This is a genomic window from Algoriphagus sp. oki45 (assembly GCF_036245605.1).
GTDB lineage: Bacteria > Bacteroidota > Bacteroidia > Cytophagales > Cyclobacteriaceae > Algoriphagus.
The window spans coordinates 635,179-661,664 of sequence record NZ_BTPC01000001.1 but is presented as its reverse complement, the minus strand read 5'-3'; the positions used below and the strand labels follow the sequence as shown (position 1 = coordinate 661,664).

The window sequence follows — 26,486 nt, the reverse complement described above, 5'->3', positions numbered from 1 at the left end:
TTTTAGGCAAAAAGGCCAAACATCTCCCGTTCGATCTTTTCCACGATAAAGGAAAAATCTTCCTGCCGCTCCACAAAATCCAAGTCATTGACATCGATGATCAGTAGTTTTCCTTCCTTGTAGTTGGAAATCCAATCCTCGTAGTGCTGATTGAGGTTTTTGAGATAATCTATCCGCATGGCAGTTTCGTAGGATCTGCCTCTTTTTTCAATTTGTCCCACGAGCTTGGGAATATCTGCTTTGAGATAGATCAGCAGATCCGGAGCTTTGACATGAGTAATCATAGAGTCAAAAAGACTTCGGTAGTTCCAATAATCCCGTTCTGTCAGCAGTTTGCTTTTGTACAAGTTGGCAGCAAAAATGTACGCGTCCTCATAGATCGTCCGATCCTGAATGGTGTGATCAGGACTTTCCTGAATCTTGCGGATTTGATTGTAGCGGGAATTCAGGAAATAGACCTGAAGGTGGAAGGCCCACCTCTTCATGTCCTCGTAGAAATCAGGCAGGTAGGGGTTGTTGTCCACGGCTTCAAATTCGGCTTTCCAACCGTAATGTTTGGCCAACTTCTCAGTAAGCGTGGTTTTTCCGCTGCCGATATTTCCGGATACTGCAAAGTGCATGTGATCTGAACTGGATTAGTTTTTGGAAAATCTGGAAGCCACCACCAAGTCCTTACTCCCCGGAGTGTAATGATAGAAGCCTTCCCCGGTTTTGGCGCCTTTGTAGCCTGCCTCCACCATATTTACTAAAAGCGGGCAAGGTGCATATTTTGGATTTCCAAATCCCTCGTGCAAGACTCTCAATATCGAAAGGCATACATCCAATCCGATAAAATCAGCCAATTGCAGAGGACCCATAGGATGGGCCATTCCCAGCTTCATCACCGTATCGATTTCTTCCACTCCTGCAACTCCCTCGTAGAGAGAATAGATGGCCTCATTGATCATAGGCATCAAAATCCGGTTGGCCACAAAACCTGGATAATCATTTACCTCGACAGGAACTTTGCTCAGTTTTTTGGAAAGATCCATGATGGTATCGGTCACGGCATCCGATGTGGCATAGCCTCGGATTACTTCGACCAACTTCATTACAGGAACTGGATTCATAAAATGCATACCGATGACTTGCTCAGGTCTTTGCGTCACTGCACCGATTTTGGTGATGGAAATAGAGGAAGTGTTGGTCGCCAAAATGGCCGTCTTAGGAGCAAATTCATCCAGTTTTCGAAAGATATCCAGTTTGAGTGCCATGTTTTCTGTGGCAGCTTCCACGACCAAGTCGGCATTTTTTACACCCTCTTGCAAATCGGTAAATGTGGAAATTCTGGAAATTGCCTCTGTTTTTTGCTCTTCTGACAAGCTGCCTTTACTCACCTGCCTGTCCATGTTTTTGGAGATGGTAGCCATTGCCTTTTCCAATTGAGCGGCTTGGATATCAATCAAGGCTACAGGGTAGCCATGCTGTGCAAATACGTGGGCGATACCGTTGCCCATGGTTCCGGATCCGATTACTGAGATTGCTTTCATAAAGAAGTGATTACTAGAGAAAAACGTTATGATTTGGGTTTATGCTGTCCAATAAAGGAATTTATGCAAGCCAAAACTAAGCCGAAGCCCGGCTTTTTCCAATTTCAACAGAGGGATTCCCGACTTTGTTTGTCAGAATTTGAAATCCCTGAAGGGATTAATCTTTACCTTTGGTCTTATGAAAGAACTAGGAATCATCAGTACCCTTCCCATCAATCGCTTTACCGATTTTGGCGCCTATTTGGCATTGTCTGACGGGGGAGAGGTACTTTTGCCTCAAGGCTATTTGAATGGAGATGAAAAAGAGGGGGATGAAAAAGAAGTTTTTGTTTACACAGATAGCGAAGACCGGCCTGTAGCAGTTACGGATCGTCCCAAGGCGCTATTGGATGAATTTGCTGTTTTGGAAGCCAAAGAGGTGACTTCTTTTGGAGCATTTATGGATTGGGGTCTTCTGAAAGATCTTTTTGTGCCCAATTCGGAAATGGCAAAGCCTATGACTGCAGGTCAAAAATACCTGATCCGGGTATGTGTAGACTATCGGACCAACCGACTGATCGGAGTGAGCAAGTACAGGGAATTCATGTATCCGGCCCCAAAAGATTACGAACCGGGCAATGCTTGTGAGGGACTGATTTTTGAAAAAACAGAGTTGGGCTATAAGGTTCTGCTAGAGGACCGCTACGAAGGTTTGATCTATGCCAATGAAGTATTTCAGGCTTTGGAAATTGGAGAAAAGAGGACGCTCTATGTAAAAAAACGAAGAGACGATGGGAAAATTGACCTCCAACTTTTACCCAAAGGCAGAGAGAAGTATGAGGAAGGAGCCGAGAAAATTCTTGAGATTTTAAATGAAAAGGGCTTTTTGCCTATACATGATAAATCTGACCCAGAAGAAATCAAGCGAGTTTTGGGAATGAGTAAAAAACATTTCAAACAATGTATAGGACAGCTCTACAAAGCCAGGGAAATTACCATTCAGGAAAACGGAATTTCCCTAGCACAGGATTAATCCAGCTTAAGTATATCTGTGGGAGTTTTGCACAGAATCGCCCGGTTGCGGAAAATGGCGATAGGCGATTTGATCAGATGAGGAAATCGAACCAAAATATTCAGCCAGCTCTCCTCATCCCATTCTTTGCCAGCGATATGGTTCTGATAATCCGGATGAGCTCTGTTGAGTAGGTCTTTTGGGCGCAAACTGAGCATGGTTAGAATTTGATCCCATTGGGTAGGAGTCAGTTTTTCTTTTACTACATCGATTTCATTGACAAACTTGCTGAGGGATTTTGCATAGGCCTTGGTCTGTTTGTCTATCGGCTGAAATGAACTGTGATAGAAATACAATTCTGAGGGATGGATCTTCATGGCTAAGTCATTTTGGTTACCTAAAATTTAAGCATATTTAAAAAACTTGAAAATCAATCGCTTGTGAAATCTTCGATCGATCTGGAAAAATTTAACCAAGAGTCAAAATCCGAATTTCCTTCCAATAAAAAGCTGAAGGAAAAGCTGAGGAAGACCAAAGGAAAAAATCTGGATGAGCGATTTCATCAGCTTCATGAGGAGACATTCAAAGAAATTGACTGTTTGGATTGTGCCAATTGCTGTAAAACGACGAGTCCCATTTTTATTCAGACGGATATCGATCGCTTGGCGAAGACCTTTCGCATGAAAAGCAGTCAGTTTATCGAAACCTATCTGCATCGGGATGAGGAAGGAGACTATGTGCTTAATTCCTCACCTTGTCCGTTTTTAGGAGGGGATAATAAATGTCTTGTCTATGAAGACCGTCCCAAAGCTTGTCGAGAGTATCCACATACCGATAGAAAGAACATGTTGGGAATCTTGGACTTGACGCTTAGAAATACTTTGGTTTGTCCGGCAGTATTTAAAATTTTTTATGAGATCGGCAAAGATTATAGGAAGTGAACCAATAGTTTTGCTTTTTTGACAATCAAACCTATGAATAACTATGAATAATAAAGAAAAGCATTTTCTTGGTGTGGATGTGGGAGGAACCCATCTCAAGATCGGCTTGGTAGATCGGGAAGGCACCATGCTTGATTTCCAAAAAGAAGACACGAGTCCCTTCCGAGATCATCCCGAAGGATTTGGAAAATGCTTTATTGATCAGATGGAAAAATATCTCCAGAAATACCCACAGGTCGAAAAAGTAGGAATCGGACTTCCAGGAATGATATCCAAAGACAGAAGTACTCCACTGGAAATTCCCGCCATTCCTGACCTCAACAATTTTAAACTCAAGGAGGGTTTGGAAAAAAAATATCCAAACCATGAATTTTTCCTTGAAAACGATGCGGCTGCGGCTGCTATCGGGGAATTTTACTATGGAAAAGGGGATGTGGCTGAAAACTTCCTTTTCATCACGATGGGGACGGGAATAGGCAGTGCGCTGGTTTTGGAAGGACAGGTATTTAAAGGTTCCAGAGGAAATGCCATGGAGATGGGACATATGCTTTCTCGGGGAAATGCTGGTTTGGAGACGCTCATAGGAAGGAATGGCATCTTGAGAATCATGGAAAATCTTATTTCAGCATATCCTGAAAAGGCCAAAGAACTGGTTGGAAAAGAATTGGGCACTCATTTGCTCGTAGATACGGCAAAGGCTGGAAATGAAGTGTCTCTGATGGTATTCAAAGAAGTTGCAGATATCATCAGTGAAGCCATTGTGTCCACCATCCGGATTTTGGATGTGACCGATGTATACTTTGGAGGAGGAATTTCAGCCGGGCTGGAATTTATGATGCCCACCATTGAGTACAATACCCGAAAGTACCTTACACCATATTATGTGAAGGATCTGAAACTCAAAAAAGCCACTCTGGAGAATAATGCCGGAACCTTGGGGGCAGCTGCTCTCTGCTTTATGGGTTCAGGGTTGTAATAGTGACTTCAGAAACCTTGCTTATGGCATTCATCCGAAAAAGAACTCTCAGGGGTTCTTTTTCTTTTTCTACCTCTTCACAAGCCTCACTTGGCTCCAGAAAGTAAAAGAAAAAACTTTGGCTTTTGTCTACCAATTCTACCCGGTCGGGCCTTCCAAAGGTTTTGATGATGGACTGATTATCTGCCCCAAGAAAGTCATTTTTGATCGCACGGAATTTTTCCAAATCCTGCAATCTCAATCCCTTGCATCCATATCTGTCAGCTTTCCAATTGTCCAAATTGACCTCTCCGGCGTCCATAGCAGGACTGCAAGCTTGCAGGAGAAGCAGGAAGATGAAAAGTGCGGGGATCAATACTTTGTTCATGGGTGAATTAGTTTGCTGCGAAGATCGGAGTATTTTTCGCTTTTCTTTTCAAAAACTGGATTTTTAGCTTGTTTGAGCGGATTCGAATACTCTCCTGAATTTCATGGAATTAAGAATGGATTCTGGTTTTCAGTCAGAAATTGACAACCTATCAACTTGAATTCGTAGCTTCCTGTTTGCTCAAATGGGTTATATTAGCACGTTCAATTTCCCTAATTTCATGTATTACAGATTCGGAAAGGCCTTTTTCATGGTCAGTGTGTTGATTTTCATTTTCTTCCTTCTTTATTTCTATTCGGCACTGCCCGAAAAAGTGGGATTAGCCATTGATGAAAACGGATTTATCGACCGATCTTGGGAAAAAAGCACCTTCTTTTACATGACCGTTTTGGCATTTGTACTGCTCAACGCGGTGACGGTTTTTTTTCCCAAATCCTTGGAAACCAAAGCGAATAAAAAACTTCATCGGGTTTTTCCGGTAGGGGACCCTTACAGAGATTACCTTTTGGCTTGGTTTTATTCCTTCGGAGCATTGATCAATGTGAGTTTGGCAGTAGCTGTTTTTTATGTCCACTCAATCAATAATCAGGAAGAAATTTCCGCAAGCCTTTTTAATTTTTGGTTTTACCTGATCCCGGCTTTGCTATTGGTTTGGGTAGTGGGATTATTTGTTTTGTTTGTGGGGAAATTTAAAGCAGTACAGCAAGGATAAAATTAGAACATGGCAGAACCAGTAAAATATACCGAAGACAGTATCAAATCCTTGGATTGGAGGGAGCATATCCGGCTTCGTCCAGGGATGTATATCGGAAAGCTTGGAGACGGAAGCGCTCAGGATGATGGGATTTACGTCCTAGTCAAAGAAGTCCTGGACAATTCCATCGACGAGCACATGATGGGCTTTGGCCGGACTATCGATGTGAAAATCTCCGAGCATAGGGTCGAGGTCCGGGATTATGGCCGGGGTATTCCTCTCGGCAAAGTCATCGACTGCGTATCCAAGATCAATACCGGGGGTAAGTACGATTCCGGAGCCTTCCAAAAGTCGGTAGGTCTGAATGGAGTCGGTACCAAAGCAGTCAATGCCCTTTCGGATTATTTCAAAGTGCAAGCTTACAGGGATGGGGAGACCAAGGTGGCGGAGTTTGAAAAAGGCATTTTGACTAACGATGCCCCGGTGGATAAGACTTCGGAGCGAAATGGTACCAAGGTAATTTTCACACCGGATGCCACGATTTTCAAAAATTACCATTTCATCCCTGAATATCTGGAAAACCAGATTTGGAACTACGCCTATCTGAATGCGGGCTTGACCATCAATTATAATGGGAAAAAGTATTTCTCAGATAAAGGACTTTACGATCTTCTTTCTAATAAAATCGACGAAGAGAGTATCCGATATCCAATCATTCACCTGAAAGGAAATGATATAGAAGTGGCCATCACTCACTCTGGAAGCTATGGAGAGGAGTACTATTCCTTTGTCAATGGGCAATATACTACGCAGGGTGGGACTCACTTGGCGGCTTTCCGGGAAGCCATCGTGAAGACTATTCGGGAGTTTTACAAAAAAGACTACGATGCTTCCGATATCCGACAATCAGTAGTAGCTGCCATTGCTGTTCGGGTTCAAGAACCTGTCTTTGAATCTCAGACCAAAACCAAGCTTGGGTCCCAAAGTATTGGTCCTGACGGACCTACACTACGGACCTTTGTCAATGATTTCATCAAGACGGAGCTGGATAATTATTTGCATAAGAATCCGGCAACAGCCGATGCCCTGCTGAAGCGGATTCTTCAGTCAGAGCGGGAGCGAAAGGAAATCTCGGGAATCAAAAAACTCGCAAACGAAAGGGCAAAAAAGGCCAATCTGCACAACAAAAAGCTAAGAGATTGCCGGGTCCACTACGATGATCCCAAAGGGGATGAGGAAGTGAAAAACAAAACCATGCTATTCATCACGGAGGGAGATTCTGCCTCAGGATCCATCACCAAAAGCCGGGATGTGCAGACCCAGGCGGTCTTCTCTCTCCGAGGCAAGCCTCTAAACTGCTACGGAATGACCAAAAAAGTGGTCTATGAAAATGAAGAATTCAATCTTCTTCAACATGCACTGAATATCGAAGATGGAATAGAAAATCTTCGGTATCGAAAGATCGTCATTGCCACAGACGCTGACGTAGACGGCATGCATATTCGGCTGCTGATCATGACCTATTTCCTGCAGTTTTTCCCTGATTTGGTCAAGAATGGTCATCTTTTTATCCTTGATACCCCACTGTTTCGAGTGAGAAACAAAAAGGAAACCATCTATTGCTACTCAGACGAGGAGCGACAGAGAGCAATTCATAAGTTAGGATCCAAGCCGGAAATCACCCGATTCAAAGGATTGGGAGAGATTTCCCCGGATGAGTTTGGCAACTTTATCGGAGAGGACATTCGTCTCGACCCAATTATTCTGAATAAAGACACCAAAATCTCGGATCTACTGAGTTTCTACATGGGGAAAAATACTCCTGACAGGCAAAACTTCATCATCGATAATCTGAAGATTGAAAAAGACCTTGCGCTGGAAGATCCCAAAGCAGTAGCCGAGACTGAAAATGAAGAGGCGGCCTAATTAGGTTTTGCTTTTTCATTTTGAAAAAAGACAATTTCAAAAAGGGGATATCCTCTTTTCATCATTAGTTGAAATCAAGAAATGACTGAAAACGACGATCAGATCAATTCAGGAGACGAAAGCCTTCACGATTCCGTCCCGGTAACGGGCATGTACAAGGACTGGTTTTTGGACTATGCTTCCTATGTAATTCTGGAGCGGGCAGTCCCAGCCATCGAAGACGGTCTCAAGCCTGTGCAGCGTAGAATCCTTCATTCCATGAAGGAAATGGACGATGGGAGATTCAATAAAGTGGCCAATATCATCGGTCAGTCTATGCAGTATCACCCGCATGGTGATGCTTCCATCGGCGATGCCATTGTCAATTTGGGACAGAAAGATCTTCTGATCGATACTCAGGGCAACTGGGGTGATGTCCGAACAGGAGATGGAGCTGCTGCAGCGCGATACATCGAGGCACGCTTATCCAAATTCGCTCTCGAAGTAGTTTTCAATCCACAGACTACCGAATGGCAGCTTTCCTATGACGGGAGAAAAAGAGAACCCGTCACTCTTCCAGTCAAATTCCCACTATTGCTGGCTCAGGGGGTAGAAGGAATTGCTGTGGGCCTTTCCACTAAAATCCTTCCTCATAACTTCTGTGAGCTGATTGAAGCCTCCATAGAAATCCTCAAAGGCAATCCTACCAACATTCTTCCAGACTTCATGACTGGAGGCTTGGCCGACTTTTCCGATTATCAGGAAGGACTCAGAGGAGGCAAAATCAAAGTAAGAGCAAAAATTGAAGAGGAGGACAACAAAACTCTCGTAATCAGAGAAATACCCTTTGGAACAACCACTGATTCTTTGATCGATTCCATTCTCAAGGCCAATGACAAAGGCAAGATCAAAATCAAAAAGGTGGTCGATAATACGGCTAAGGATGTTGAAGTAGTCATTCAGCTTGCACCCGGCGTTTCGCCTGATGTGACCATTGATGCTTTGTATGCATTTACGGATTGTGAGGTTTCTATTTCGCCCAATGCCTGTGTGATCATTGAGGATAAGCCGGTCTTCCTTACCGTCAATAAAATCCTCGAATACAATACCAAGCAAACCAAAGAACTGCTTCGTAGAGAGTTGGAGATTCGAAAAGGGGAGTTGATGGAAAAGTTGCTCTTTTCCTCATTGGAGAAAATATTCATCGAAAACAGGATCTATCGGGATATTGAGGAATGTACTACTTGGGATGCGGTTTTGGAGGCCATCGATAAAGGCTTGGAACCCTACAAGCCTGATTTTTACAGAGAAATCACTCAGGAGGATCTGATCCGACTGACTGAGATCAAAATCAAAAGAATCTCCAAGTTTGATGCATTCAAGGCAGATGAACTGATGAAACGCCTTCAGGAGGAATTGAAAGAAGTTAATTACAATCTGAAGCATCTTACTCAATTTGCCATCACTTATTACCAAAACCTGCTAGCCAAATACGGAAAAGGCAGGGAGCGGAAGACAGAAATCAGAGCTTTTGATACCATTCAGGCAGCCGTGGTGGCCGCAAATAATGCCAAACTATACGTCAATCGAGCGGATGGTTTTGTAGGATACGGTTTGAAAAAAGATGAATTTGTCTGTGACTGCTCAGACTTGGATGAGATCATTGCCATTCGAAAAGATGGCAAAATGGTCGTATCCAAAATTCAGGAAAAAACCTTTATGGGGAAAGACATTCTCTATGTAGGGGTATTCCGGAAAAATGATGACCGAATGACCTTCAATCTCATCTATCTGGACGGCACCAGTGGCCGTACGATGATCAAGAGGTTTCAGGTTGGAGGAGTCACTAGAGACAAGGAGTACGACCTCACCAAAGGCACCAAGGGATCTAAAGTCTACTACCTCAGCGGAAATCCGAACGGAGAGGCAGAAGTTGTCACGGTGTACCTCACTCAAGGCGCCAAAGCGAGAATCAAAGTTTTTGATTTCGACTTTGCTGAGATTGAAATCAAGGGACGTGGTGCCGGAGGCAATATTCTCACTAAGTATCCAGTCAGGAAGATCCAGTTCAAGATGGAAGGTAAATCTACTTTGGGAGGATTGGATGTATTTTATGATCCTTCTGTGGGCCGCTTAAATACCGATCAGAGAGGAAAGCTCATCGGGAATTTCCTTGGTGATGATAAGATATTGGTCTTTTACAAAAACGGTGACTATGAACTTACCGGCTTTGAATTGACCAACCGGTACGAGCCAAATGACGTGGTCTTGATTCAGAAATTTGATCCTAAAAAGGTGGTAGCAGCAATCTATTACGACGGTGGATCGAAAAATTTCTTCGTCAAGCGATTCCTCATCGAAACTACGACTGTAAATAAGCGCTTCAATTTCATTACGGACCACAAGCAGTCACATTTAAAACTGGTGACTACTGATGCCCAAGCACAGGTTCAGGTGAAAGTGAAAAAAGGCAAGGAAACAGAGGTAATGGAATTTGACCTCGAAATGCTCATTGACGTAAAAGGGTGGAAGGCGATCGGAAATAAGTTGAGCACTTACCCAGTGGAGGAGCTTCAATTAATCGAGTCTGAGATTTCTCAAGAAGAAAAAGAACAGCCATCTGAGGATAAAAATCCCACATCCCATGATGAGCTGGAAATCGGAAGTACCATTGATCTGTCTCCAAAAAAGGATGATGAAGAGCAATTGGGACTTTTCTGAAAATTTACACCATGAGTTTATCTAGTTCCTCAGAAAACCATGAAGCTGATTTGCTAAACTACCTGGGTCAATTCATCACAGATCATAAAAAAGAAGTGATGGAAAAAGTACTCAGTCAGCGGACACGCTTCATTACGGTGGTTTTGGAGGATATTTTCAAACCCCACAATGCCAGTGCCGTGCTTCGGACCTGTGATTGCTTTGGAGTTCAGGATATCCATGTGATAGAAAAAACCAACCAATACAAAATCAATCCCTACGTCACCCGAGGGGCGTCACAGTGGGTGGATTTGTATAAATACTTTGAAAAAGATGGCTCCTCGGTCAAGTCCTGTTTTCAGCATTTGAAGAAGCATGGGTATCGGATAGCGGCAACCACGCCTGCTGAAGGTGCCATCTCTATCCATGACTTGGAACCCGATCAAAAGCTAGCCTTAGTCTTTGGAAATGAGCATGAGGGGATTTCACAGGAAGTAAAAGAGGAGGCAGATTTGCTAGTACATATCCCGATGCTTGGCTTTACGGATAGTTTCAATATCTCGGTTTCAGCTTCTATTTTTCTTTTTGATCTGATCAAAAAAGCCCAAAAGTATGAACATGCTGATTTTTTCCTTTCGGAAAAAGAAAAGGAAGAAATCCGGATAAAATGGTACAGAAATGTGGTCAAGCACTCAGAAGTTCATGAAAAAGTGCTTTGGGATAAGGTCAAAGGAAATACCTAAATCACTTAGTTTTTGCCATTAAATAGCCCCGAAAAAGGCTTGGATTCTGATTTATTTCTGGCTCTTTGTCGTTGTCTTTGCTTCTTTTTTTGATCCTTACTTTTCACAAGGACAGTTCTTGCGGAGATTCCCACTTGCCCTTTGTAAAATTCCTGACGCCCACTGATGTTAAGATTGGGCTTATAGTCAAGCGAAATCACAGCTCCAGCAAGAGTCAGTTCCACACCGGCAATCAAATCTACTCCCAAGGTAGAATTGCCGTAAGTATGAATGATTTCTCTGTCGGTTGGATTTTTTACAAAACTCTCTTCAATCCCAAAAGAGAGGCCGCCACCTAAGTAATAATTGAAACGCTTGGACACAATCGGCCGATGTTTTTGAGCTAAAAGTGATAAATGGGTATTCCTACTGAAATCCGACTGAATAATACTTTCTATCGTCAAGCGATCGGCGACGCGCTGCTGAAGGGTAAGACCCAAAGTCCGGTAGCTTTCGGAATTTCCGAATCTAAGGCCCAAAGCAGTCCCATACCGTTGGGAATAAACGTTTTGAAAGGATAGGAAAAGGATGAAAACGATTAGTAACTTTTTTATCATAAGAGTAGAATTCTTCTTTAAATGACAATAACCATTCCATACTAATTTCCGATTCATTCCCAATGCGTTGAGATTGAATGCTTCTTGTTTTGCTTTCAGGAGAAATACCAAGATTCAATCTGAGTTTTGCCTTCTTTTGACTAGATTCCTGCCTGATTATTTTTCATCATTCCTATGAAAAAGCTATTCCTCACCTTCACACTATTAATCGGTATCCTGCTTCTGTTTTCGGTCGTTTGGATTTATGTCAAGACCAAAGACCGATTCCCCGATTATTCATTAGACCTTCATTTGAAAAGTCCTGAATCTCCAATTTTTGCCGGTTTTGCCAAAGTGGATATTACACCCCGGGAATTTGAAACTTGGACAGATGCCAATGGAGATTCCCGGTACAATCCTGAGGATGGGGACACCTTCGAAGATGCCAATGGCAATGGGCAATTTGATGCAATCTGGTTGGCCGGTTTTCATAATTCAAGACCTGCACAAGGTGTCTTAGACCCTCTCTGGGCCAGAGCGATGGTACTGGAAGCGGGAGAAATCAAAATGGCCCTTTGTGTTATCGATATGATTGGCTTTGGCAATGATGAGGTGATCCTAGCCCGGAAGCGGATCTTGGAAAGTAATCCTGACTTGGACTATGTGCTCATTGCCAGTACACATGTACACTCATCCCCAGACCTCATCGGGCAGTGGGGTCCATCGGATTATACTAGAGGCGTAAATCCTGATTATTTGAATCAGGTTTTGGAAGGAATCAAAGATGCTGTATCGGAAGCATCTTCCGCAGTTCGTCCTGCCTATGTCCGATTTGCAGAGGAAAGCGAAAAGCTAAAGCCTCTTGTGGGAGATACACGACCACCTGCCATATTTGATGCTTCGTTGAAATTGATGCAGGTATTGGATGTAGAAACCGGAGCAACCTTGGGCACACTTATGAATTGGGGAAATCATCCGGAGACCCTTTGGTCTGAAAACATCCAACTCAGTTCTGATTTTCCAGACCCTTGGCGCAATGGGGTAGAATCAGGAATTCAGGTGGGTGACTCCTTGGTCATGGAAGGAGTAGGAGGAGTGGCCATTTTTTTGAACGGAGCGGTAGGTGGTCTTATGACTACCCATCCGGAGATGGAGGTTGTTGATCCTTATTCCGGGGAGACCTTTCTCCGACAAAGCCCGGAAAAAATGAGAGCTCAAGGTAAAGCCTTGGCGAAAATCACCTTGGAAACCCTTCAGGACTCTGTTTGGGAGACTTTTCATACAGCACCTTTACATATTCGTGCCAAAACCATCGACCTGAAAATGGATAATTCCCTTTTTCACCTGGCGGCAATATTGGGGATCTTTGAAAGGGGATTTACCTCTTGGAAGCATATTCGCTCGGAGGTATCAGCTTGGACATTGGGTCCGGCTACATTCGTACATGTTCCCGGAGAGTTGTATCCAGAAATCCTCCATGGAGGAGTAGAATCCCCTGATGGAGCCGATTTTGGAATTCAGCCGGTAGAAGTTCCAGCTATCCAAACCCGTATTCCCGGAAAATTCAAGTTTTTCGGAGGTTTGACCAATGATATGATCGGATACATTGTACCTAAAAGTCAGTGGGATACAGAGCCGCCTTTTACTTATGATTACAAAAATCGTCCCTATGGGGAAATAAACTCTTTGGGACCTGAAACAGCCCCTAAAATCCACCGGGAAATACTGAGCATCCTTGAAGAGATGAACTAAAAAAATGATTCTGTGAAATTTGTTGTCCCGTAGTCAACCTGAGAGGAGTCGAAGGTCATTTCCAAAATTCTGGACAACATTTCGACTTCGCTCAATGTGACAAACGATAATTTTAAATCAGAAATTTTTTAATTTAAGCTTCGTGGATAACAATCTTTTCGATCGTGTCTCCGGCCCGAATAGCGTCGATTACTTCCAAACCTTCGACTACTTTTCCAAAGCAAGTATGATTTCTGTCCAAATGCGCGGTATTTGTCCTGCTGTGGCAAATGAAAAACTGGGAACCACCAGTATTTCTTCCTGCATGAGCCATGGACAAGACTCCCCGGTCATGGTATTGATTATCCCCGTCTAGTTCACATTTGATTTTGTAACCCGGGCCTCCGGTTCCATTGCCAACGGGACACCCCCCCTGAATCACAAAATTGGGAATTACGCGATGAAAAGTAAGTCCATCATAAAAGCCTTTGTTTGCTAAGTCCACAAAATTTTGGACTGTATTGGGAGCGTCTTTTTCATAAAACTCCACCTTCATGGTACCCTTTTCGGTAATAATTTCAGCTGTTTTCATTGGTTATGGTTTAAAATTCAGGCGTATTTTGAATCGCTGACAAAAATAAACTTTGATTTGGCATTTCAGCACAAAAACAAAAAAAGGAGTGCCGAAGCACTCCTCATTTTTAGATTAGACTCTCGGCGCACCGGATAGTATATCCTCCGTGGCAAAGTCTTTATACTTATTAAAGTTTTTGATGAAAGCCTGTGCCAATTCCTTTGCCTGCCTATCGTAATCATCAGGATTGCTCCAGGTATTTCTGGGATTGAGCACCTCAGAAGGTACATTGGGACAAATAACAGGAACTTGAAAACCGAAGTTTTCATCGGTACGGAAAGGTGCAAAATCCAATTTTCCTTCCAAAGCTGCGGAGATCATGGCTCGTGTATAGCTTAACTTCATTCTGGATCCCACGCCGTAAGGTCCGCCTGTCCAGCCGGTATTGATTAGCCATACATTGACTTCATGCTTTTCCATTTTTTCTCCAAAAAGATTAGCATAAGCAGTCGGGTGGAGTGGAAGGAAGGCCGCTCCAAAGCAGGCTGAGAAAGTAAGTTTGGGCTCTGTTACTCCCATTTCAGTACCGGCTACTTTTGCTGTGTAACCAGAAATAAAATGGTACATCGCCTGACTCTTGTTCAATTTGGAGATCGGTGGAATTACCCCAAAAGCATCTGCAGTAAGGAAAAAGATGTTTTTTGGAATAGGGGCCACAGAAGGTATGGCCGCATTGGCAATATGATGAATAGGGTAGGCCGTTCGGGTATTTTCAGTGACCGATTTATTGGTATAATCGACCTGTCGGGTACCCGGAATGAATCGGGTATTCTCCACAATAGCCCCAAACTTGATCGCATCGTAAATCTCAGGTTCTTTTTCCCTCGTCAAATCAATCACTTTTGCGTAGCATCCCCCTTCAAAATTGAATATTTGGGTTTCTGTCCATCCATGCTCATCATCTCCGATCAAAGACCGGTTAGGATCGGCAGAAAGTGTGGTTTTTCCCGTCCCGGAAAGTCCAAAGAAAACAGCTGTGTCTCCTTCTTTTCCCACATTTGCCGAGCAGTGCATGGAGAGGACGTTCTTCTCATGGGGAAGTAAGAAATTCAGGACAGAGAAAATTCCTTTTTTCATTTCCCCTGCATAACCGGTACCACCGATCAGGATCATACGCTTGCTTAGATTCAGGATAGCGAAGTTGGGGTTTTGAACCCCATCTGTAGCAGGATCGGCTTCAAATCCCGGAGCACAGATAATGGTGAAATCGTGCTCAAAATTTTCCAATTCCTCCTGTGAAGGCCGTAGAAACATATTGGAGCAAAACAGATTGTGCCAAGCCCAAGTATTGATAACTCTTAGATTGAGTCGGTGCTCAGGATCAGCTCCGGCAAAAGCATCCCGAACGAAAAGATCTTTCTTTTCCAAAAAGACCAACATTTTCTGAAGAAGGTGGTCAAAAGTCTCTTGGGATACCGGAATATTGATTTCTCCCCACCAAACTGCATTTTCGGTGAGCTCATCCTTGACCACATAGCGGTCTTTGGGAGATCTACCGGTAAACTTTCCGGTATCTGCCATAAAGGCTCCAGTAGAAGTAAGATATCCCTCCTTTCTTGCCAGTGCATGTTCCACCAATTCAGCTGGTGGCAGGTTGTGATACACTTTTCCCTGAGTGGAAAAATCAAGGAATGAAATCGGGGAAGCGGTAAGTTCCAGAACGTTGTCCTGCATAAATTTTTGGGTTTACAAACTGAAAATTGTCTTGCCAAAATTAAGTAATGAATTTTAATTGGCAGATAAAAAATCTGCGAAATTTAGCCGTTCAATCGATTTCGGAAGAAAAAACACGGTTTAAATGACATAGGTCATGTTTTGGCCAACAAAATTTTCTTTGGAATTTAAAAACTTTCCAAAAACAAGAATGACAGGATATAATTTAATTTATCATAAAATAAGTTGATTATGAAATAGATACCTTATCCTTTCCTTAAAAACCAAAGAAGAAGCTTTTATAAAGTGGCGGATTTAGATTCTTATCTCCTAGGCCAAAGAATGAGCAGTTTGAGATTGGTAAACTTTGGAAACAAAGGGCAAAATCATTTATCATTGTGAATTCAACTTCATTCAAAATCTAAATACCATTGGAAAATAAACCCATTACCGAATTTAGCGGAGGGACGGCTTTTGGACATCCTAAAGGCCTGATGACATTGTTTTTCACAGAAATGTGGGAAAGGTTCAGCTACTACGGGATGCGTGCCCTGCTCATCCTATTTATGACCAAGGCCATCGTAGATGGAGGATTGGGCTTTGATGATAAAACAGCCGGGGCTATCTATGGTCTTTATACCATGGGAGTCTACCTTCTGGCACTTCCGGGAGGCTGGTTGGCTGACCGGTTGTTTGGGTTGAAAAAAAGTGTTTGGTATGGAGGAATCATAATTGCACTAGGGCATTTTATGATGGCTTTGCCCGGCATAGAAAATTGGATTTACGGCAACTCTGGACCCAAGGAAAGCCTTTCTGGCTTAGATACCAATTCCTTCTTTTTAGGGTTGATCTTGATCGTTTTAGGAACTGGGCTTTTGAAGCCAAATATCAGCTCGATAGTTGGGCAGCTTTACCCTACAGGCAGTTCCAAGCGGGATGCGGGTTTTTCCATATTCTACATGGGTATCAACATTGGAGGATTTATTGCGCCTTTGGCCTGCAGCACGGTGGCAGAGTATGATATGCACCTTGGCTTTGGTCTTGCAGGCTTGGGGATGGTATTTGGATTGATCCAATACAAACTGACCGGAAAGGCACTGGATGGCTATGGTGAAGCTCCCGTTGCCGAGAGTCCAAAAGAAATCAAGGACAGAAATAAACTAAGGTCTGTTACCCAAGTAATCGGACTTGTCTTGGCTGTTTTTGTGGGAGTCTTATTCACTGGGATTATTCCAATCAATGCTTCTGCCATTGCGGGTGCTTCAGGTACTGTCATCGCCTTGGTTGCATTTGGCTATTTGGGTTATGTCATTGCCTTTGGAGGACTTTCCAAAGGCGATAGAAATAAGGTAGGAGTGATAGCCATTCTGTTTTTGTTTTCTGCCATGTTTTGGTCGGGATTTGAGCAGGCAGGGTCGACTTTAAATCTGTTTGCAGAGCGATTTACCGATCGGACAGTGATGGGATGGGATATTCCTACAGGGTATTTTCAGTCGATCAATTCCTTATTTATCATCATTTTTGCTCCCTTTTTTGCAGCACTTTGGGTGTGGCTTGGTAGAATGAATCTAGAGCCCAGTTCTCCTCTGAAATTCACCTTTGGCTTGCTTCTCCTTGGCTTGGGATTCTTTGTCATGTATTTCGCTACCAAAATTGCCGCTTCCGGAGAATTGGCAGCTCCAAGCTGGTTGATCATCACCTATCTACTCCACACATTTGGGGAGTTGAGTCTTTCTCCGGTTGGATTGTCTTTGGTCACCAAATTGGCTCCAAAGAGCTATGGAGGACAAATGATGGGGATTTGGTTCCTTTCAGTCGCATTGGGTAATCTTATCGCTGGATTGATCGCTGGAGAGGCGAGTGGGGGTTCAGAAGAAGGATTAGCAGCCATGCCGGATCAGTTTATGATGATTGTGTATACGGTGATTGGTTCTGCTCTTGTTCTCTTCTTACTTAAACCTATTTTGAGGAAAATGATGGGAGAGGTACACTAAGGTCACTCTCTTTCAATAATTAAGGCTTTTCCGAATTTTTGGATAAGCTTTTTTTTTGGCTTAAAGGATTACCAACGAATCCCCAAACACCAAATTCCCCTGATTTTGCTTCGGTTTTGATTCCAATAAGCTCAGAAACAGTTGTTCTGTTTCATTTTGAATTAGCTATTTGAAAAAGAAGAAAATAAGGCAGCAATAGATTTTTATCAGTTCGATATAAGTATCAATCCCTGTACTGAAATTAATCCATAACCTTTTCGAGACGCAAGTACTTTTCATTCTTTGCGCAAGAAAGGGGGATCATCATAGTTTCTTAATGGGACATTCCAAAAACTAAAAAATCGAAATAGAAAAAGCCATCCCGAATGTTCGGGATGGCTTGGTTGATTGGTGGTTAATTGATTTTTAATTCAAGAACTCGTCAAAGGTCAAGCTTACATAGAACATGCTGCCTACGGTTGGGTTACCCCAAGCCTGACGATATCCGTTGCTGAAGAGGTTGGTGCCACCCAGTTTAAGGATGGACTTGATGCTCTTCATCTTGTAGCTCACTTGAGCGTCGAATGTGCCAAATGCTGGCATCACTGACAACTGCTGAGAAGAAACCGCAGGACCTACGAAAGAAGACTGCCATACGAATTCACCCTGCCAACGGTAGGAGAGGGCGAAGCCTACATTGTCTACCACTTCTCTATTTGCAAAGTTGATGACGTAACGATATTCTGGAGTATTAAAGGACGGCTGGAATCCGGTCTCAGCCAATTCCTCCAAATTGGAAAGTGTATTATAAGACACGTTACCACCGATAGAGTAGTTCTTAGGAAGCTTGTAATCCAATCCCAAAGCCCAACCCCAAGACTGAATAATTTCTGTTCTGTTTACCGGAATGGAGTAAATAGATCTACCTCCAGGGCCGACACCGATCAAGTTCAACCCTGTGATAGGATTTGGTCCAAGACCTCCGGTATTCGGATCACCGTCCTGTACCAATACCTGACCACCGATGAAGTTTTCAAATCGGTTGAAGTAAGCGTAAGCATCAACCAAAAGTCTGTTGGAGAAAAGGCCTTTATAACCTACTTCGAAAGATTTCACTCGCTCAGGCTTGAACTCAGTCAGTTCAAATGGAGTCAATGTTCCCAAATTGGCTGTAGATGCATTCACTGGTACTACTTGGGCAGCAATCGCAGGTACTAGCTGTGGAACCAAAGCGGCAATGGCAGCAGGAGCTTCAGAAGGTGGAATAAGGCCAGCTTGAACTTGTTCAGTTACAATTTGAGTAGCCTGCTGTATTGCGAGCTGAGTAGACTGCTGTATACTTTGCTGATACACAGGTGAACCTGGCTGGGTATCCGCCTGTACTCCCGCTCCAAACTGCTGAACAGTGGCTAAGCTGTAAACTGGATTGGTATTGAAGTTATACCGATCTCTGAATAAAGGAAGACCTCCCAATAATCTGGCCTGAGGAGTTAGCAAGTCGATGTACTGATCTTGAGTAGTCGGGATACGGAAACCGGTTTGGTATGAAGCTCTGAAGTTGTGGTTGTTTACAGAATAGACACCGGAAACTCTTGGAGACCACTGTCCTTGGAAGTTTTCGTTCTTATCGTAACGAACAGAAGCGGTCAGCTTAAACTTGTCATTGAAAAGAAGCTTGGAACCCTGAAGGTATCCACCGTATTCGTTGATGCTAAATTCATCTCCATTTTCATCGGTAGCAAAGAGGGTCTTTTCGGAATTCAATGCGTAGATTCTGTAGTTAGCTCCTGCCACGAAGTCAGCGAATTTGATTCCTGTGAAAGTATAAGAACCTTCAAAGTGATACAAATTGGTCTTATCGACAAACTGTGCACCTACACCTTGGGCATTTCCTGGAATAGGTCTAGAAATCACTCGCTGCTTGGCAGCTTCAAATTCCGGTGAACCTGGCATAAATCTACCTTGGTCAGCAAATCCTCGGGCTGCACCATGAGCAGTAGCATCATCGGCACCCTGTAATTTGGCCTGAACAAAAGCTCCAACATACTCAGGGAACCACTGCTGACTGCGCTTCCACTCTTCGTTGATTCCTTGTGCAGCGATACCTACTGCGAAAGCATCACCAGAACGCTCTTGAGTGGTATAGGCTCTCAAGAACCAATTTGCACCTCTCAGTTCGGCTTTGTATTGACCTAGGTTGAAGTTTGCGATTGAATAGCGGTCAGCACCTGTGTAAACAGTAGTACCAAATCCGTAATTACCTTGAAGGATAGCTTCCACACGGTCATTCAATCTCCAGTGCAAAGCCGCATTAAGCTTGAGGGATTTGGTGTTATAATCAGCCAAGTCACTTTCTCTGTAGCCCGTTCTGGATACAAAGGTATTTGGAATCAATCCTAAGGCCGCTTGAGGAAGCACACCTGCTGCCACCATTTGATTGGCTACAGAAGTCATGCTCACGTTGGTTTCGTCACCGTAGACATTGACCCCATTATATCCGGGATTGTTAAGTCGGGTACCCCCTTCGATAGTAGATCCATTCAAAAGGGATTGGTCTCTGAAGTCATTTGCCTGCCAATCGTCAGCGGCCAAATAGCTTACATTTACTTTGAAAGCAACCTTATCTGAAATGGCTTTAGCGTATCGAGCACTGAAGTCATAAAACCCTGTACCCGGTTGAGTTCTGCTGTCTTCATTCATGAAGCCTGTTCTCACATTTGCAGACAATCCTTGGTATTGGAATGGGTTTTTAGAGTTCATCAACAAAATTCCGTTGATCGCATTGGGACCATAAAGTGCAGACGCTGCACCTGGGATCAATTCTACACTTTCCAAATCCAGTTCGGAAATCCCCACGATGTTACCCACAGAGAAGTTCAAGCCCGGTGCTTGGTTGTCCATTCCATCAATCATTTGGACAGTTCGGACGTTACCATTAGAGTTGAACCCTCGGGTATTGAATGACTTAAAGGTGAGAGATTGGGTACTCATTTCTACACCTTTCAGGTTATTCAAGGCATCATAAAAGCTGGCCTGAGGGACTTCGCGGATGGCAATGATGTCCATTTTTTCCACGGAAACAGGAGACTTCATAATGCTCTCTTCCACACGGGATGCTGAAATAACGACTTCTTGTCCCATAATCGAAGCCTCAGCAAGCTGGATGGACAAATTGGAAATACCCCCTGTAATCTCCACCTCCTGTGAGGTATATCCTACCATTGAAAAGATCAAGGTAAAGGGAGGATCCTGATTGACATTGAGGGTGAACTTGCCGGACAGGTCAGTAATCGTTCCGATTACTTTTCCTTTGACCACAATGTTGACACCGACTAGGGTCTCCTTGGTATCCGCATCGGTTACCGTTCCGGAGATGGTTGTTTGAGCTTTGGCATCCCAACTTCCCAAGGAAACTAAAAGGAAAAGGGAAAACACTGAAGCCCAGAACTTTTGAGTAAAACTTCTCATAGGCGTTTTTTTGAGGTTATTTTTGGTGATGTTGCAATGATGGGTAATAACTGCATTTCGTCGAAATTTATGTTAAAAACCCATAATTCAATGAAACTGCAGAAAAAAAATTAACTAAATACAAATAGAGAATTTTGTCCTAGCAAAGGAAACTGAGTCTTTTTTTGGGTTTTTCTAAAAAATTAGAATTCATTATTAAGGTTTTATTATTTCGACTTGATTTTTATTGAAAATCCGTAAAACGAAATGAAAAAAATATTATTCCGTGAAAAATAAAAAAGTCCGGATTGACCGGACTTTTAGCTTATGAATTCTTTCGATTTTCTTCATTCACATGCTTGACCATACGATCACAGAGGTCCTTGATTTCCTCTGACATGTACTCATCTCCTGTACTATTTAGGATTGTCTGCGCCATTCCTCCCATAATATCAATGTAGAACCTCTTCATCTCTGCCACAGACATTTCATCTGTCCAAAGATCTATTCTAAGGGTAGAATGATTTAAACTATCCCAAACATTGAGGCTGATACTTTTTGTGGACTCCAGACCATCCGCCTCTTTGTCGGAGGCATCCCATAGGATATTTTTTGGCAAATTATTCTCGTCCAGCTGCACCTGGAACTTGATCTCTGAGTTTTTCATGTTTCAAATTTTGATGTGGAACAGGAAAAGATTTCTGACAGTTCAACTCTCACCTTAATTGAATGACATTTCCGGAATCTCTCCTTTGATAATTAATTTTCCTTCAGTTTTTTCTTGAATCTCTTCAACGGAAACGCTTGGAGCCCTTTCAAGGAGTATAAATCCTCCATCAGGAGCTATTTCCAAAACAGCCAAGTCAGAAACGATTTTTTTCACACAGCGAATTCCTGTAATTGGAAGGCTGCACTCTTTCAGCAATTTTGACTTTCCATCCTTGGAACAGTGCTGCATGGCTACGATGATATTTTCTGCAGAAGCGACTAAATCCATTGCACCGCCCATCCCTTTGACCATTTTTCCGGGAATTTTCCAGTTGGCTATGTCTCCATTTTCAGATACTTCCATAGCTCCCAAAATGGTCAAATGTACATGGCCGCCTCTAATCATAGCAAAAGATTCAGCCGAATTAAAAAGGGAAGAGCCTGGCAACATCGTGACCGTCTGCTTGCCGGCATTGATTAAGTCTGGATCAATTTGCTCTTCGGTGGGGAAGGGGCCGATACCTAAAAGTCCGTTTTCCGACTGTAGGACTACATCCAATTCAGCTGGAATATAATTTGCTACCAAGGTGGGAATACCGATTCCAAGATTTATATACTGCCCGTTTTTCACCTCTTTGGCGATTCTTTGGGCGATTTGTTCTTTAGTTAGCATTTAGGTTTGGGTAAGAAGTTAGACAAAAGCTTGTTTGTTCTTGTAAATGACTTCGGGTCATTTTATTGTAACTGTCCTTTGCTCAATCCGCTTTTCGTAATCTTTTCCTTGAAAGATACGCTGCACGTAAATTCCCGGAGTGTGAATCTGATTGGGATCTAATTCTCCGGCAGGGACCAATTCTTCTACTTCTGCGATGGTAATCTTGCCAGCAGCAGCCATCATCGGATTGAAATTTCTTGCTGTACCTTTGAAAATCAGGTTTCCTGCCGTGTCACCTTTCCAAGCCTTTACAATCGAAAAATCAGCTTTCAGCCACTTTTCCAGAAGGTATAGCTTTCCATCAAATTCCCGGGTTTCCTTTCCTTGGGCTACTTCAGTACCTACTCCTGCTGGGGTAAAAAATGCGGGAATTCCAGCTCCTCCAGCTCTCACTCTTTCCGCTAGGGTTCCTTGAGGGATTAGCTCTACTTCCAATTCCCCACTAAGGAGCTGACGTTCAAACTCTGCATTTTCTCCAACATAGCTGGAAATCATTTTTTTGACCATCCGCTTTTTGAGTAAAAGCCCGATCCCAAAGTCATCTACTCCTGCATTGTTGGATACGATCGTCAATCCTTCAATATCTCTTTCCAAAAGCGCGGCAATGCAGTTTTCGGGAATTCCGCTAAGTCCAAACCCTCCCATCATCAGAAAGGAATGGCTCGGAATATCAGCTACCGCCTCCCGAGCGTCTTTTACGGTTTTGTTGATCATTTTTATTTGGGTTTATAGTACAAGTTTAGCCTGCTTTTGATCTTCCAGCAGTTGCTTTTTCAACTCTTCCAAGCTGTCAAACTTTTTCTCTTCTCTAAGAAACTCCTTAAAGAAGATGGTAATCTGTCGATTGTATAGGTCTCCTTGATAATCAAAAAGATGGGCTTCTACAGTCTTTTTTGATCCATCCACAGTCGGCCGGTTTCCGATATTGAGCATGGCTTTGAAAAGGCCTCCATCGACCATGGCTTCCACTGCGTAAACTCCGTCACAGGGGATAAGTTTGTAATCATTGGGCACATGGATATTGGCAGTAGGAAAGCCTATGGAACGGCCGATTTGCTGACCTTTGACGACAATTCCATTTATTTCATACGGTCTTCCCAGATAACTGTTGGCTGTGTTAATATCACCAGTCTCCAAAGCCCGACGGATTTTGGTGCTGGATACACCGATTTCATCTACATCTTGACGGGAGATCTCTTCCAACTCAAAACCAAACTCAGAGCTGTGATTCTGTAGGTATTCGAAGCTTCCCTCTCTGTTTTTTCCAAATCGATGATCATATCCAATAACCAGTTTTTTGGTATGGATTTTATCAACCAGAACTTTCCTTATAAACTCTTCTGAACTAAGCTGGGAAAACTCCTTCGTGAATGGAATGGTAATTAGGTGATCGATTCCGTATTTTCTCAGAAGGGAGGCCTTTTCCTCAAAAGTGGTGAGTAAATGTAATTTGTGCTCTTTGGGATAAAGGACCAGTCGGGGATGAGGCCAAAAAGTAATCAAAACGGTTTCCCCTTGAAGTCCTCTTGCGATTTCCCTTATTCGGGACAGTATCTTCTGATGGCCTAGGTGCACGCCATCAAAAGTCCCAGAAGTGACCACTGCATTGGATACTGCGTGAAATTCGTCTAAGCCTTCATATATTCTCATGGGAGCGGTTTTTAACTTCTTCTACCCAAGTCATAATGTCTTTTGCCTCTTCCAATCTGAAATCTCCAATTCTAGTTCGGCAAAGTGCTTTGAGATAGGCTCCAATCCCCAAATGTTCTCCAAGATCTCTCGCAAGACTCCGGATATAAGTACCCTTTGAGCAGGAAATTCGAAAATCCACTTCATTTCCTTCAAATCTAGTGATTTCGAATTCGCGTACCTGTACCGGCCGGGCTTCCATTTTCACTTCTTTACCTGCTCGTGCGGATTCATAAACCCTTTTTCCGTCTACTTTAATGGCAGAGTGCATGGGAGGAACCTGAAAAATATCCCCTGTCAGTCGGGCTGCTGCTTCTTTTACCTCAGCTAAAGTGATACGACTGGGGTCTGCTACAGGGATGACAGGTTTTTCCAGATCAAATGACTCAGTAGTTGCCCCCAAGACGAATGTCCCGGTATACTCTTTCTCCTGACCCATAAATGTCTCAATTTGCTTGGTCATCTTGCCTGCACAAACAATCAACAGTCCGGTGGCTAAAGGGTCCAAGGTGCCGGCATGCCCGACTTTCTTGATACGGAGGGCATTGCGGAGTTTTTTGACCACATCAAAAGAAGTCCACTCCAAGGGTTTATCGATGAGAAATACTTCGCCGTAGGCTTCTTGTTGCATGAAATTCAATTTGTAATCCCTGGAAATAGGGAAGGAGATCAGTTTTTCTCCGACTTAGCGAAAATGGCGTAAAACTCAAAAATGAATCCTGCCAAGGTTACAATGGGGCCTAATGTCAAGCCCAAAAACCCATTGCCATGCGGCTCCGAGTCCAAGCCAATGATGACAAATCCAAGAACTATCATAGCCAACCCAATGAGCATTAGCCTATAATTTTTCTTTTCAAAAGGAAACGGTTGGTTATTCATAATGATCAGTAAAGTTCGTCCAAAGACATGTTCAAATATTTATTAACTGCCCGCAAAGTACTCAGAAGGGATAAAATCCCCCCAATGACGATAAGCGCGCCAAAGAGCAAAAAGAGCAGGTATTCGTTTTGAAGTAGAGCAAAACCCTCAATGTTGGATTTGGCATAGGAAATCAGCCCAAATAAAATTCCTGAAGAAACAGCCCCTGCCAGCATACCAAATACCCAAGCTCTCATTAGGAATGGTTTTCGGATAAAACCTCTAGTCGCCCCCACCAACTGCATAGAGCGGATCAGGAAACGCTGGGAAAACAAGGCCAATCGAATGGTATTATTAATCAGCATAGCCACTGTAATAATCAAAATGGCAATAAATGCAGACATGACAATACTCACTTTGATCAGGTTTTTGTTAATATAATCGACCAAATCCGTCATGTAAGACACTTCAAATACGCCGGGAATGCTTTCCAGTTCTTTAGCTATGACCTCCAGCTGTTCGGATGTCTGAAACTCCTCAGCTATCCCGATTACATAGCTGTCTCTGAGAGGGTTGTCTTCCAGAAATTTGGTAAAATCTTCTCCAGTACTTTCGATAAAAATCTCAGCAGCTTCCTCATCGGAGATAAACTTCATGCTGAGCGAGTCTTCTTTCACTAAGACAAAAGGCCTCCCTGAAATGTCAGAGCGAATCTGTCCTAATTCTTCAGAGGAAAGGTTTTTATCCAGAAATACCTGCACCTCAATATTTTCCCGGATCAGTCGGCTGAGTGTCCTGGCCTGAATCAAAATGACACCAAAGAGGCCGACGATGAAAAGGGAAAGTGTGGTGCTGAAAAGTACACTTCCAAATTTGAAGTAGCCTAAAGTCTTTTTTTGTTTGTTTGGAGAAGTCATTGCAGATAATTCGGGTCAAAAATAGAAAAGCCAGTGGGATTTAACCAATCGCTGTGCCAGAAAGGATAGGGATTACTTTTTCCTGAGCTATACCCCAAATCCAATGGCCCGACTCTGGCTTGACCAATGCCAAACCAGTAAAATTACCGAAAGCAGGCATTATCAACGTTTTTCCGTCAAAGTGAAAACAGGGAATTCGTACATGCTGCCTGGCCTTTCCTCTGAGTAAAATTCCGGGATGGATATGTCCACAAATATTTATCATTTCAGGTTCTACTTTGGGAAAAGGTTCGTGAGACAAAAGCAAACTTCCCAACCTGAAAGTCTCCAAATGAATTTTTAAAGGGGTATTGGTGTAAAAAGCAGATGGAAGAATATCATGATTTCCTTTGACCAGATGAAATTTGATTTGAGCAAATCTCTCCATAAACTGAATTAAAACCTCCCATTGCCCATTCCAATCACTATGGAAAAGATCACCCAAAAAAAAGATAGCGGTTGGGGCCCATTTTTTAATCAATCCCTCTATGACTTGGAGGTCAGAGTAATGAATAGGTTCCGGAATGGGGATTCCTGATTTCCTGAAGTGAGCGGCTTTACCAAAATGCAAATCCGAAATTAAAAGAGCCTGAAAATCTTTTACCCAAATGGCCTTTTCACTCAATAAAACCAAGTCGGTCTCTAAAAAATGAATGGTCTGAAATCCAGAAGGATTAGTTATTTTTCCCGTCTCCAACATA

25 protein-coding genes are annotated in these 26,486 nt (G+C 43.1%); 9 read left to right on the top strand and 16 right to left on the bottom strand.

Annotated features, from left to right (window positions below; all coding sequences use genetic code 11):
- Positions 1-2 precede the first annotated feature (2 nt).
- The gene (locus AAA942_RS02905) at positions 3-620 is read right to left on the bottom strand and encodes a deoxynucleoside kinase (RefSeq protein WP_338218732.1); all 618 of its coding nucleotides are present in this window, start codon (positions 618-620) and stop codon (positions 3-5) included.
- 15 nt (positions 621-635) lie between these two features.
- Positions 636-1,529 carry a 3-hydroxybutyryl-CoA dehydrogenase gene (locus AAA942_RS02900; protein ID WP_338218731.1) on the bottom strand — a complete coding sequence of 298 codons (894 nt, stop codon included), beginning with the start codon at positions 1,527-1,529 and terminating at the stop codon, positions 636-638.
- 178 nt (positions 1,530-1,707) lie between these two features.
- Between AAA942_RS02900 and AAA942_RS02895 the strand changes: the two genes are divergently transcribed.
- The gene (locus AAA942_RS02895) at positions 1,708-2,541 is read left to right on the top strand and encodes a CvfB family protein (protein WP_338218730.1); all 834 of its coding nucleotides are present in this window, start codon (positions 1,708-1,710) and stop codon (positions 2,539-2,541) included.
- Here AAA942_RS02895 and AAA942_RS02890 read toward each other — a convergent pair.
- The gene (locus AAA942_RS02890; protein WP_338218729.1) at positions 2,538-2,897 is read right to left on the bottom strand and encodes an arsenate reductase family protein; all 360 of its coding nucleotides are present in this window, start codon (positions 2,895-2,897) and stop codon (positions 2,538-2,540) included. The two genes, AAA942_RS02895 and AAA942_RS02890, sit on opposite strands and share 4 nt — an antisense overlap.
- A gap of 63 nt (positions 2,898-2,960) precedes the next feature.
- Here AAA942_RS02890 and AAA942_RS02885 point away from each other — a divergent pair, with 63 nt between their 5' ends.
- Positions 2,961-3,461: a YkgJ family cysteine cluster protein gene (locus AAA942_RS02885; protein WP_338218728.1), complete on the top strand. Its 501-nt coding sequence runs from the start codon at positions 2,961-2,963 to the stop codon at positions 3,459-3,461.
- Between the two features lie 43 nt (positions 3,462-3,504).
- Positions 3,505-4,437: an ROK family protein gene (locus tag AAA942_RS02880; RefSeq protein ID WP_338218727.1), complete on the top strand. Its 933-nt coding sequence runs from the start codon at positions 3,505-3,507 to the stop codon at positions 4,435-4,437.
- Here AAA942_RS02880 and AAA942_RS02875 read toward each other — a convergent pair.
- Positions 4,418-4,804: a hypothetical protein gene (locus AAA942_RS02875; RefSeq protein WP_338218726.1), complete on the bottom strand. Its 387-nt coding sequence runs from the start codon at positions 4,802-4,804 to the stop codon at positions 4,418-4,420. The two genes, AAA942_RS02880 and AAA942_RS02875, sit on opposite strands and share 20 nt — an antisense overlap.
- Positions 4,805-5,024: 220 nt before the next feature.
- On the opposite strand from AAA942_RS02875, the gene AAA942_RS02870 reads away from it, so the two are divergent.
- From AAA942_RS02870 to AAA942_RS02855, 4 genes are all read left to right on the top strand, one after another.
- Entirely contained in the window at positions 5,025-5,516 is a 492-nt protein-coding gene (locus AAA942_RS02870; protein WP_338218725.1) for a DNA topoisomerase IV, read from the top strand.
- A gap of 9 nt (positions 5,517-5,525) precedes the next feature.
- Positions 5,526-7,424, top strand: a complete 1,899-nt coding sequence (locus AAA942_RS02865) for a DNA topoisomerase IV subunit B (RefSeq protein WP_338218724.1) — start codon at positions 5,526-5,528, stop codon at positions 7,422-7,424.
- Between the two features lie 81 nt (positions 7,425-7,505).
- A complete protein-coding gene (locus tag AAA942_RS02860) occupies positions 7,506-10,124 on the top strand; it encodes a DNA gyrase/topoisomerase IV subunit A (RefSeq protein ID WP_338218723.1) in 2,619 nt (872 codons plus the stop codon).
- A gap of 11 nt (positions 10,125-10,135) precedes the next feature.
- Positions 10,136-10,846 (top strand): TrmH family RNA methyltransferase, encoded by a 711-nt coding sequence (locus AAA942_RS02855; RefSeq protein ID WP_338218722.1) that lies wholly within the window; start codon positions 10,136-10,138, stop codon positions 10,844-10,846.
- A gap of 5 nt (positions 10,847-10,851) precedes the next feature.
- Here the strand turns inward: AAA942_RS02855 and AAA942_RS02850 are convergent, their stop codons facing one another.
- On the bottom strand, positions 10,852-11,442 hold the full coding sequence (locus AAA942_RS02850; protein ID WP_338218721.1) for a hypothetical protein: 591 nt from the start codon (positions 11,440-11,442) through the stop codon (positions 10,852-10,854).
- Between the two features lie 174 nt (positions 11,443-11,616).
- On the opposite strand from AAA942_RS02850, the gene AAA942_RS02845 reads away from it, so the two are divergent.
- Complete coding sequence (locus tag AAA942_RS02845) at positions 11,617-13,173, top strand: hypothetical protein (RefSeq protein ID WP_338218720.1); 1,557 nt, start codon at positions 11,617-11,619, stop codon at positions 13,171-13,173.
- Between the two features lie 133 nt (positions 13,174-13,306).
- Here the strand turns inward: AAA942_RS02845 and AAA942_RS02840 are convergent, their stop codons facing one another.
- Positions 13,307-13,744 (bottom strand): peptidylprolyl isomerase, encoded by a 438-nt coding sequence (locus AAA942_RS02840; RefSeq protein ID WP_338218719.1) that lies wholly within the window; start codon positions 13,742-13,744, stop codon positions 13,307-13,309.
- Positions 13,745-13,858: 114 nt separating this feature from the next.
- Positions 13,859-15,460, bottom strand: a complete 1,602-nt coding sequence (gene pckA, locus AAA942_RS02835) for a phosphoenolpyruvate carboxykinase (ATP) (RefSeq protein WP_338218718.1) — start codon at positions 15,458-15,460, stop codon at positions 13,859-13,861.
- A gap of 473 nt (positions 15,461-15,933) precedes the next feature.
- On the opposite strand from pckA, the gene AAA942_RS02830 reads away from it, so the two are divergent.
- Positions 15,934-17,433: a peptide MFS transporter gene (locus AAA942_RS02830; RefSeq protein WP_445083332.1), complete on the top strand. Its 1,500-nt coding sequence runs from the start codon at positions 15,934-15,936 to the stop codon at positions 17,431-17,433.
- A 405-nt stretch (positions 17,434-17,838) separates the two neighbouring features.
- Here the strand turns inward: AAA942_RS02830 and AAA942_RS02825 are convergent, their stop codons facing one another.
- The 9 genes from AAA942_RS02825 to pdeM form a co-directional block, all read right to left on the bottom strand.
- Complete coding sequence (locus tag AAA942_RS02825) at positions 17,839-20,880, bottom strand: carboxypeptidase-like regulatory domain-containing protein (protein ID WP_338218716.1); 3,042 nt, start codon at positions 20,878-20,880, stop codon at positions 17,839-17,841.
- A gap of 304 nt (positions 20,881-21,184) precedes the next feature.
- Complete coding sequence (gldC, locus tag AAA942_RS02820; protein WP_338218715.1) at positions 21,185-21,526, bottom strand: gliding motility protein GldC; 342 nt, start codon at positions 21,524-21,526, stop codon at positions 21,185-21,187.
- 54 nt (positions 21,527-21,580) lie between these two features.
- On the bottom strand, positions 21,581-22,240 hold the full coding sequence (locus AAA942_RS02815) for a CoA transferase subunit B (protein ID WP_338218714.1): 660 nt from the start codon (positions 22,238-22,240) through the stop codon (positions 21,581-21,583).
- 57 nt (positions 22,241-22,297) lie between these two features.
- Positions 22,298-22,996 carry a CoA transferase subunit A gene (locus AAA942_RS02810; RefSeq protein WP_338218713.1) on the bottom strand — a complete coding sequence of 233 codons (699 nt, stop codon included), beginning with the start codon at positions 22,994-22,996 and terminating at the stop codon, positions 22,298-22,300.
- 12 nt (positions 22,997-23,008) lie between these two features.
- The gene (locus AAA942_RS02805) at positions 23,009-23,932 is read right to left on the bottom strand and encodes a bifunctional riboflavin kinase/FAD synthetase (RefSeq protein WP_338218712.1); all 924 of its coding nucleotides are present in this window, start codon (positions 23,930-23,932) and stop codon (positions 23,009-23,011) included.
- On the bottom strand, positions 23,919-24,602 hold the full coding sequence (gene truB, locus AAA942_RS02800; RefSeq protein ID WP_338218711.1) for a tRNA pseudouridine(55) synthase TruB: 684 nt from the start codon (positions 24,600-24,602) through the stop codon (positions 23,919-23,921). Before truB ends, AAA942_RS02805 begins: the two co-directional genes overlap by 14 nt.
- 38 nt (positions 24,603-24,640) lie before the next feature.
- Complete coding sequence (locus AAA942_RS02795; RefSeq protein WP_338218710.1) at positions 24,641-24,850, bottom strand: DUF3098 domain-containing protein; 210 nt, start codon at positions 24,848-24,850, stop codon at positions 24,641-24,643.
- A 5-nt stretch (positions 24,851-24,855) separates the two neighbouring features.
- Positions 24,856-25,746, bottom strand: coding sequence for a cell division protein FtsX (locus AAA942_RS02790; protein ID WP_338218709.1), 891 nt, complete (start codon positions 25,744-25,746; stop codon positions 24,856-24,858).
- A 40-nt stretch (positions 25,747-25,786) separates the two neighbouring features.
- Entirely contained in the window at positions 25,787-26,485 is a 699-nt protein-coding gene (gene pdeM / locus AAA942_RS02785; RefSeq protein WP_338218708.1) for a ligase-associated DNA damage response endonuclease PdeM, read from the bottom strand.
- Position 26,486: the final 1 nt, after the last annotated feature.